Source organism: Bacillus chungangensis (genome assembly GCF_030812995.1).
GTDB classification, from domain to species: Bacteria; Bacillota; Bacilli; order Bacillales; family Bacillaceae_C; genus Bacillus_CF; species Bacillus_CF chungangensis.
In genome coordinates this window covers 42,750-51,047 of sequence record NZ_JAUSTT010000031.1, presented here as the reverse complement: position 1 = coordinate 51,047, position 8,298 = coordinate 42,750, and the positions used below count along the sequence as shown (strand labels likewise).

Here is an 8,298-nt window from a genome sequence, read left to right as displayed (position 1 = left end):
GAAATATTTACACGCAAAATAGAGAAAAGTGAATTTGAGGATCCTCAAATTCACTTTTCTCATTATTTAGAAGCTAGTTATGTCCCAGCCTCTTTAATTAGTTTCAATGACAGCATCCATATAAATACCGATTCATGGCAACCCTACCCCATCTGGAAATTCTCCGATTCCTTAAACTAGGTGTTTTAGCTGCCAGTTAGATGTGGGATAAATGAATATTAGTGAACAGACGTGACTATAGGATTACTTTGAACATTTCAATTGTTTGCTCTTTAGTTGGCATAAATGGGTTGCCAGGGGCACACGCATCTTTTAAAGCATTTTCAGCCAACAGCTCTAAATCTGGGTTTTCGACACCAAGTTCTTTTAAAGATTTTGGAATCCCAACCTCTTCAGAAAGCTCGATGATTTTTTCAAGAACAAATGTGCTGCACGCTTCGTCTGATTCAGTTTTTGCATTAAAACCTAGTTTTTCTGCAATGAGTCGAAATTTTTCCGGGGCGTGTTTTGCATTTTCCCTTTCTACGATTGGGAGAAGCATCGCGTTACACACACCGTGAGGCAAATCATACACACCTCCGAGCTGATGAGCCATCGCATGAACAAAGCCAAGTCCGGCATTGGAGAAAGCCATGCCAGCTAAGAAAGTGGCGTATACCATTTGTTCCCGTGCCTCAATATCTTTTCCGTCTTTAACAGCTTGCGGTAAATGAGTAAAAATAATTTTTATCGCTTCAAGTGCTGTAGCATCTGTCACTTGGTTAGCACCCGGTGTTACAATCGTTTCTATCGCATGTGTTAACGCATCCATTCCTGTTGCTGCTGTTAAATGAGCCGGCTTGTCTACCATCAGTTCTGGATCATTCACTGACATAAGAGCTAAGCTATTTTTGTCAACACAAACCATTTTTACTTTTCTATTTTCATCGGTTATCACGTAATTAATGGTTAACTCAGCAGAAGTACCAGCTGTCGTATTCACTGCAATTGTGGGAAAACCGGCTTTTTTTGATTGGTGTATACCTTCGTAGTCACGAATATCGCCGCCATTTGTTGCGATAATGCTAATGCCGCTAGCACAGTCCTGAGGTGAACCTCCACCAATAGAAAGGATAAAATCACAGTGCGCTTCTTTTAAGATTTTTATACCTTGATGAACTTGGCTGCATGTTGGATTTGGCTTTACTTCATCATAAATGACATATTCGACATTTACTTTATCCAATTGATCCGTTACTTTTTTAACGATTTTATTTTCATTTAAATATTTATCTGTAACGACAAGGGCCTTTTTAAAACCGTAGGATTCAATTTCTGGTCCTAACGCTTTGATACAATTACGTCCGAGTAAATTTTTGCTTGGTAAATAATACATCATCATGTTTCCCTCCTTAACTTGTTCATCATTTCACAGATAGATAAACGATCTTTCATTTATAGTATGTTTTATACGCTTTTACCATAGCGTTCTTCTTGAATTTGCTCTAATGTTTTCCCTCTTGTCTCCGGTGCCATTACAAGACCAATCAGCATATGGATCACTAAGAACCCTATCATAATGACACCAGCAATTTTGAATCCTAATGTCGTAATCATGATTGGTACAACAAGAGAGATTAAGCCAACTCCGACACGAGCGACGAAAAACATAAAACCTTGTGCTTGAGCACGATATTTCGTATGGAATAGTTCACCGGCCCATAACCCATAAAAAGATTGAGCTCCAAAACCAGCCGCAATTCCCCACAGGGCTACGAATAATAATAATTCCGTTTTGCCCATTCCACCAAATGAAAGGATGATCCAAGCAATAATCCCCATTCCAGCACCGACACCAAACAATGCTTTTCGGTTTACTTTATCACCCAATTTAATAAAGACAAAATAAGTTGCTAAAACGGTTAAAACCCAAAGGAATCCTTGTAATAGGTTAGCTTGTGCAGCCGTTAAACCACCTACTGTTTCATATATATAAGGCATGAAATAGCCCATGGTACCTGCAACTAAATTCCAAAAGAAATAAATCCCAATTAATAGTGTCAAAGCTTTACGATTCGCTTTTAATGAAAATAGTTCCTTAAGCGAGCTTTTTTCAATTTTACCTTTTGCTTTATTTTCAGCTTCTTTCTGTTTTTGTTCTTCCCAAATAGTTGATTCATTTATTTGTTGTTGTAGAATCCAAGTGATGAGCGCAACGACAAATAATTGAGCAAAAATAATTCTGCTTCCTAACAATCCTAATGGTGCTAAAGCGACCGAGAGGAACAAAGAAATAGCAGGTCCGACTGACCAAGCAAATTGTCCCCAACCGACGCGCGCTGCACGTTCATTTGCAGGAGCTTCCTCAGCAATATATGTCCATGCAGCTGGAATAGCAGCTCCTACAGCAACACCTGTAACAATATAACCTAATAACAACATTGGAAAGTTAAAAGAAAACGTGATTAATAAAACCCCTAGCATATAGACAAGCAAGTCATATTTATAGATAAATTTACGGCCATACTTATCAACTAAAAAACCACCAATTAGCGCACCTACTGCAGCCCCGAAACCGTTTGCACTAACAGCCCCTAGTAATCCAACCATTGAATCATTTAAACCTAAATACTCAACCCAAAGGGTTAGTCCGCCTGCTCCTGCAACGATAGAAGCTGCTTCTAAATAATTAGACATCGCGACAGTTATTGTTGCTTTTAAATTACCTTTTCCACCACTTTCAGCCATTTTCATTTCTCCTTTCAAAACCATTTGCTACGTACACCTATCTAAGATACGTGTAGGTTTTTGTCCCACATCTAACTGACAGTAAGCCCCCCACCTCGGGGAGTAAGAGGAATCAGAAGCGCTAGGTGGGGGATAACTGAAAGTCAAATGTCCGATTGGTTCGGACCTACAGGATATGGAAAGCTTCTTGAATCAACGTCGCACGAAGAAAAAGTGAACTTCTTTTTCAAGGACGTAGGTCACAAAGGCGTTGCAACAGGATAAGGAAAGCTTCGGCAGCGATACATCGCACGAAGAAAAGCGGTTTCCTTTTCGAGGACGCCTGCGATCTTAGCCTTTGTTCTACTTCTTGTCCAGTGGGCGATGAGAAGCCCCCCATTCATGGAAGTTCTCACTTTATCTCATTGCAAATAAAATACTTCCTTTAATTCGACTGATACTGGGCTGTTATCTTGATTCGTTTCCATTAAAGGTTCCATATAAGCCCACCATTTTTGACAAACCTCTGTCTTCGCCATATCTGCCCACTTTTTTTCATCTTCTATTTCTAAATAAGCATAGAGACGTCCTGTTTCTTCATCTAAAAAAATAGAATAGTTATGAGCTCCATGAGCTTTCAATGCAGCTGCCATTTCTGGCCAAAGTTCATCATGACGACGTTTGTATTCTTCATAGCATTCTTTGTAAACAAACATAACACTCGCTTTTCTAATCACTTTAAGTCCTCCTATTTTTATCGTTTTAAAACACCTGGCCTCGGCGTTACTCCGAATGCATCAGCTAATTCTTTTAACTCTTTATCTTTAATTGTTTGCTTCTTGCCTCCTTGTGCACAAACAATGGTATAAACTTGCGCTGCTTTTTCTGCTGTTTCAATAAGACCAAATGTATCATCCATTGTCGTTCCCGCACCGAAAATCCCGTGATGCGGCCAAAGAACGAGACGAACATTTTTCATTTTTTCCGCAGTTGCTCTGCCAATATCATCCGTCCCTGGAACCATCCAAGGAATGACCTCCACTCCATCTGGAAAGACAACAATACATTCTGTACACATTTCCCATAACGTTTTTGTTAATGCGACTGCATCTAAACGATGGGTGAAAGTCATTGCGATTAAATGGGTCGCATGACAATGTATAATAACACGATGCTGATCATCTACTTGCAAGCGTTGAATATGATTCATTAAATGGGTTGGAAGTTCACTTGTTGCTACCCCTCCATCTTCAAAACCCCACAATAATTCATAGCTTTTTCCATCTTCTGCAATCCGAATGATTCCAAGGTTTCCAGCAGGATCATCACTAACGTTTTTAAAGTACTTTCCAGAACCTGTTACAATGAAATATTTTCCTGCTAAAGGCGACGCATCAAAACTCATCGGAACGATACGTTTCACTTCTTGTACATTTAAGAAAGGTTCAATTTGTTCTTCTGTTATTAAGTAGCTAATGTTGCCGCCATTTCGCTCATCCCAGCCTAAGCGGTATAAATTAGCTGTTGTTTTCATCATTTCTTGGACAAACTTAGCTTGTAAAATATCTTGTTTCATACATTCCACCTAGTCTCTTTTTAATAAAACATTTGTTTCATAGTCTTTTACTTCTTTTAACCAATCTTCGCGAACTGGTACATTACTAGATTCACAGTAGTAATCCCAAACAGCTCCGAATGGATATGATTTCAATTCTTCCATTAATGCTAAGCGAGTTGTATAATCCCCTCTTAGTTCTGCTTCTTTTAATGATTCTGTTGGTTCTAACATAGCGCGAAGCAATGCTTTTAACATATTACGAGTACCGATTACCCATGCAGCTACTCGATTAATGCTAGCATCAAAGAAGTCTAAACCAATATGAGTCTTGCTGATTAAATTGTGTACAACTAATTCGCGGGCAATAGCAAGTGTTTCATCGTCCATCGTCACTACGTGGTCGCTATCCCAACGAACTGGACGACTTACATGAAGAAGCATCCCTTCACTGAACAATGAAAGCGCTGATAGTTTATTAGAAACGACTTCGGTTGGATGGAAATGTCCAGCATCTAAACAAATGAGTTTATTTCTTGTTAATCCGTATCCCATGTAAAACTCGTGAGAACCTACAACATAGCTTTCAGATCCAATTCCAAACAGCTTGCTTTCTATTGCATCTAAGTTGTAAGCTGGATTGATTTCTTCTTTAAACACTTCGTCTAGCGATGCTTGTAAACGTTCACGAGGCCCAAGCCGATCAACAGGTTGATCTTTAAAGCCATCTGGAATCCAAACATTTGTTACACAAGGTTGTCCTGTTTCTTTTCCGAAGTATTCTCCGACTTTTCGAGCGCGTTTACAATGCTCTATCCAGAAATCTCGAATTTCTTTATTTGGGTGGCTTAACGTAAAACCATCATCAGATTTGGGATGCGAAAAGCAAGTTGGATTAAAGTCAAGACCAAGTCCTTGTTTTTTTGCCCACTGAACCCATTTTTCATAGTGCCGAGGCTCAATTTCATCCAAGTCTATTTTTTCGTCTGTATCTGCATAAATGGCATGTAAATTTAATTTATGTTTACCTGGTATGAGTGAATAAGCTTTTTCTAAGTCTTGCCGAAGTTCTTCTGGAGTTCGAGCAGCTCCGGGATAATTGCCTGTAACTGAAATACCGCCGGTTAAATCCTGATCTTTGTTTAAAAAACCGCGAACATCGTCGCCTTGCCAGCAATGCATGGAAATTTTAATGTCTTTTAGCTTTACAATTGCTTTCTCTGTATCGATTCCAAGGTTTGCATATATTTGTTTGGCTGCCTCATAATTTCTTTGAATTTGTGTGTTCATCAACATACAACCTCCTTGAATTGTTGGATTATTTCTAAACCGTTTACTTTTTGTGGCCGATATTCCTTCATTTCAAATGAGTTTCGAATCATTTCCCGAGCACTTTCCAAACCATCAATGTCCTTAGCAGCAATCATCTGCATGGCTAAGTTGCCAATGGCTGTCGCCTCTGTTGGTCCAGCATATACAACTCGTCCGCTTACATCTGCGGTAAGCTGATTCAATAGCTCATTATGAGCACCACCGCCAACAACATGAAGGCGATCCATTTTTACGCCTGTAATGCCCTCTAAATCGTACAGAGCAATTGCATAAATAATTGCCAAATTACTGTAAATACAACTTGCTAGTTCTCCTGGCGTCTCTGGTACAACTTGATTCGTCGTTTGGCAATAATGTTGGATTTCTGCAATCATATTATTAGGGTTTAGGAAACGGTCATCGTTAAAGTTTATGAACTGCTGAAAATGGGCTACTTTTTTAGCTTCATCAACAAATTGAGGAAAGCTATAATCCTTTGGCAATAATCTCCTTACTTCCTGAATAAGCCACATTCCGATAATATTCTTTAAAAAGCGAACCGTTTTAAAAGCGCCCCATTCATTTGTATAGTTATTCTGGTAAGCCAAACGATTAACTACTGGCTTTACGATTTCCATCCCAATTAATGACCATGTCCCACTGCTTAAGAAAGCCCAATTGTCTCCAGAGCCGGGTGTTCCTAAAACAGCGGAGGCCGTGTCATGTGATGCCACAGTGATGACATTGCAATCAGGAAGATCGTAAGCTGGAAAATCAGCTTTTTTCAACTTTCCCAACATAACACCAGGTTCACAAAGAGGCGGAAACTGCTCCCTTTTGATAGATAAAAGATTCAATAGTTCTTCATCAAAAGTTCGGTTGTGGATATTTAAAAGCTGTGTCGTCGAAGCATTCGTTTCTTCCATTACGGCATTTCCAGTTAGGCAATAGCCTAAATAATCTGGAACCATTAAAATTTGCTTTGTTTTACTAAGTATTTCTTTATCTTCTTCAAATAATTGATAAATCGTATTAAAGTTCAAAAACTGAATCCCTGTTTTTTCATATAATTTCTCTTTTGAAAGTTGTTTTGTAACCTTTTCAATCGTATGCTGTGTCCGTTGATCACGATAAGCAATTACTTCTTGTAAGCGATTACCTTGTTCATCTAATAAAACATAATCAACAGCCCATGTATCAATTCCAACAGTACAGCTGTTATGCCCGAGAGATTTCACAACCTCCAATCCTTTTAAAATTTCGGTTAACAAGTGATCGATATCCCAGTAGCAAACACCATTTTTTTCCGTGATTCCGTTTGCAAATCTGTGAACGATTTTTGTCTTCAGCTTGTCGTTTTCGACTTCACCCAACACTAATCGCCCACTAGATGCGCCAATATCTACCGCTACATATGTCACTTTTTACCACTCTCCTTATGGACAAAAGAGAAATCTGTGTTTACAACATCATATTACGCCACAAACAAAAAATAATCAACATAAAATGTTGTTTTTTCTTTTGTTTATATATTTTTCGTTCACATTCATGTAACAAACAAAAAATAATAAAGATTTAATCTTATTATTCTTTGTTTCCTTACTTTTATTTCTTTTTTCTTTGAAAAAAAAAAGAAAATCGTTACAATGAAAAAGAGAAAGGAAGGATAACATGAAGCCGTTTGAAAGGAGAGAAAAGATACTTGAGTATCTTTATAAAGATAAAAGGGTATATGTTTCTCGTCTTGCAGCAACATTTAATGTAACCGAAGAAACCATTCGGCGTGACTTAGAAAAGTTGGAAAAAGAAGGGATCGCCACTCGGAATTACGGCGGTGCTGTCTTAAATGCTCATACAAATGAAGACTTGCCATACCAAACTAGGAATACAATTAATATTGAAGAAAAGATCAACATCGCTAATAAGCTTTTACCATTAATTAATGATGGAGATACGTTAATGACTGATACAAGCTCAACTGTTTTTGAAGCATTAAAAATATTGTGCAAGGAACGAGAAAACTTAACGATTATTACGAATTCTGTTATCGTCTTACAAGAATTCACTAACGTCAACCATACGATTATTTCAACAGGAGGAACATTAAGAAAAAAATCGCGATCTCTTGTCGGAACAGTTGCCCATAATACAGTCCAAAACTATAATGTCGACGTTGCTCTTTTTAGCTGTAAAGGCATTTCCTTAGCACATGGAATCACTGATTCAAATGAACCGGAAAGCGATTTAAAAAGACTCATGAATCAGCAAGCAACGAAAATTATTTTATTAATGGATTCGACGAAATTTGATAAAATTGGCTTTATTAAAATGTTTGATTTCGACCAGCTTGATTACTTAATCACGGACAAAAAACCACAAGAAGAATGGATCAGCTTTCTGGAGAAGTATGGTGTAACCGTATTGTATTAAAAATTTCAATAACTCTTCAGCTTTCATTAATAATCATTTGCTGCTTATCCCTTTAGAGATACAGTTCATTGAACGTTATCATCTAAACATACAATCTTCTCGTTTGAAGATCAAGAACCCGGTGAACCATTGGGTTCTTTGAACTTCTCCAATGGAACGTACCCCACCCCTCGCAACAATTTTACATGTTTTACATTTTTTACTTTAGCATTCTTGTGGCCATCTGCTTTAAAAAGAGATGAATATACTTACATAAAATCAAGCAACTATGTGGTTGAATCGAGAAAAATTTAATC

The 8,298-nt window shown here is 38.0% G+C and carries 8 protein-coding genes; 2 read left to right on the top strand and 6 right to left on the bottom strand.

The genetic code is table 11. From position 1 onward, the window contains the following. Positions 1-180: hypothetical protein (locus tag J2S08_RS19415; RefSeq protein WP_307232523.1), on the top strand; the 180-nt coding region annotated here is incomplete at its 5' end. 55 nt (positions 181-235) lie between these two features. Here J2S08_RS19415 and J2S08_RS19410 read toward each other — a convergent pair. The 6 genes from J2S08_RS19410 to rhaB all read right to left on the bottom strand — a co-directional run bounded on the left by J2S08_RS19410 (position 236) and on the right by rhaB (position 6,993). Further along, positions 236-1,378 carry an iron-containing alcohol dehydrogenase gene (locus J2S08_RS19410; RefSeq protein ID WP_307232521.1) on the bottom strand — a complete coding sequence of 381 codons (1,143 nt, stop codon included), beginning with the start codon at positions 1,376-1,378 and terminating at the stop codon, positions 236-238. Between the two features lie 68 nt (positions 1,379-1,446). Further along, positions 1,447-2,727, bottom strand: coding sequence for an MFS transporter (locus tag J2S08_RS19405; RefSeq protein ID WP_307232519.1), 1,281 nt, complete (start codon positions 2,725-2,727; stop codon positions 1,447-1,449). A gap of 401 nt (positions 2,728-3,128) precedes the next feature. After that, on the bottom strand, positions 3,129-3,443 hold the full coding sequence (gene rhaM, locus J2S08_RS19400; protein ID WP_307232517.1) for an L-rhamnose mutarotase: 315 nt from the start codon (positions 3,441-3,443) through the stop codon (positions 3,129-3,131). 17 nt (positions 3,444-3,460) lie between these two features. Then, positions 3,461-4,282, bottom strand: a complete 822-nt coding sequence (gene rhaD, locus J2S08_RS19395; RefSeq protein ID WP_307232515.1) for a rhamnulose-1-phosphate aldolase — start codon at positions 4,280-4,282, stop codon at positions 3,461-3,463. A 9-nt stretch (positions 4,283-4,291) separates the two neighbouring features. Continuing rightward, entirely contained in the window at positions 4,292-5,551 is a 1,260-nt protein-coding gene (gene rhaA, locus J2S08_RS19390; protein WP_307232513.1) for an L-rhamnose isomerase, read from the bottom strand. Beyond that, on the bottom strand, positions 5,551-6,993 hold the full coding sequence (rhaB, locus tag J2S08_RS19385) for a rhamnulokinase (protein WP_307232511.1): 1,443 nt from the start codon (positions 6,991-6,993) through the stop codon (positions 5,551-5,553). The genes rhaA and rhaB overlap by 1 nt, the downstream gene beginning before the upstream one ends. 250 nt (positions 6,994-7,243) lie before the next feature. On the opposite strand from rhaB, the gene J2S08_RS19380 reads away from it, so the two are divergent. Next, a complete protein-coding gene (locus tag J2S08_RS19380; RefSeq protein ID WP_307232509.1) occupies positions 7,244-8,002 on the top strand; it encodes a DeoR/GlpR family DNA-binding transcription regulator in 759 nt (252 codons plus the stop codon). Positions 8,003-8,298: the final 296 nt, after the last annotated feature.